Annotated in this window: 1 protein-coding gene; it reads left to right on the forward strand. The window is 42.2% G+C overall.

Annotated features, from left to right (window positions below; all coding sequences use genetic code 11):
- Window positions 1-31: 31 nt before the first annotated feature.
- Window positions 32-1,095 (forward strand): SpoIID/LytB domain-containing protein (locus tag V7K97_RS31855; protein ID WP_334804985.1); only part of this gene is annotated, 1,064 nt, incomplete at its 3' end.

The following is a 1,095-nucleotide window of genomic DNA, read 5'->3' on the forward strand; positions in this document are numbered from 1 at the left end:
AGAAATTGAAAACTCTTTTTAAATGCATTACATGAAATGCCAATTGTTATTAAAAGCTTTATTTACACAGATGAAAGTAGGTCATTGGTGGATAAGTGCCTTCTTGTGGATGACTTTAGCTACCCCAAGTCGAGCATCTGTCATCCTGCGAATCGCAATTGAGAGAGGAGTTAATCAGGTAACAGTTGGCAGTTCTACCACTGCCTTGGTTAAAGATAGCACTGGTCATACTCTCGGACAATTACCAGCAATGAGTTCATTTTATGCCTCTTCAGTTCCAGGCGGTGTGGCTTTAGATAAATGGCAGTCTGGTTTATTTTGGATTGAACCCACAGGTAAGGGGTTCGTTTACATTGGCGAACACTGGTATCGAGGCAGAACTCTCGTTGTCCCAACAGACAAAGGACTAACCGCCGTTAACTGGGTTGATGACGAAGAATATCTCTACAGTGTTGTTGGTGGCGAAATGGATACTGAATGGCCTGCTGAAGCTTTGAAAGCACAAGCAGTTGCTGCCCGGACTTTTGCTCTCTATGAACGAGAAAAACAACGCAATAATCCTGTTTACGATTTAGGCGATAGTCCAGATCACTGGCAAAATTATAAGGGAGTAATCAATGAAACTCCTAGTACTTATGCCGCCGTCGATGCAACGGATAAACAGGTACTAACTTATAAAGACAGTATTATTCTCTCAGTTTTCCATGATTGCTCTGGAGGACATACTGAAAATGTCGAAGATGTTTGGGGAAGCCATGAGCCTTACCTCCGTGCTGTTGAAGATTACTCACAAAATGTTAGCGAGTGCAAATGGGTGAAAACTTTCTCCCCGAAAGAAATTAGCGCCAGGTTTTCTGGTGTCGGCAATGTTTTAGATATGATTGCAGAGAGTTACTCTCCTTTTGGTAGTGTTAAAGTCTTAAAAATCGTTGGTGACAAAGCTACCAAGGTACTGGTTGGTGAAGAAGTGCGTACAGCCCTAAAGATTAAAAGTACCCACTTCAATCTTACCAAAGGCACAGATGGTAGTTTTGTACTTCTTGGACTTGGCTACGGTCATGCTTTAGGCATGAGTCAATGGGGTGCATACAATTT

It is taken from the genome of Nostoc sp., from assembly GCF_036917815.1.
Classification (GTDB): Bacteria; Cyanobacteriota; Cyanobacteriia; order Cyanobacteriales; family Nostocaceae; genus Nostoc.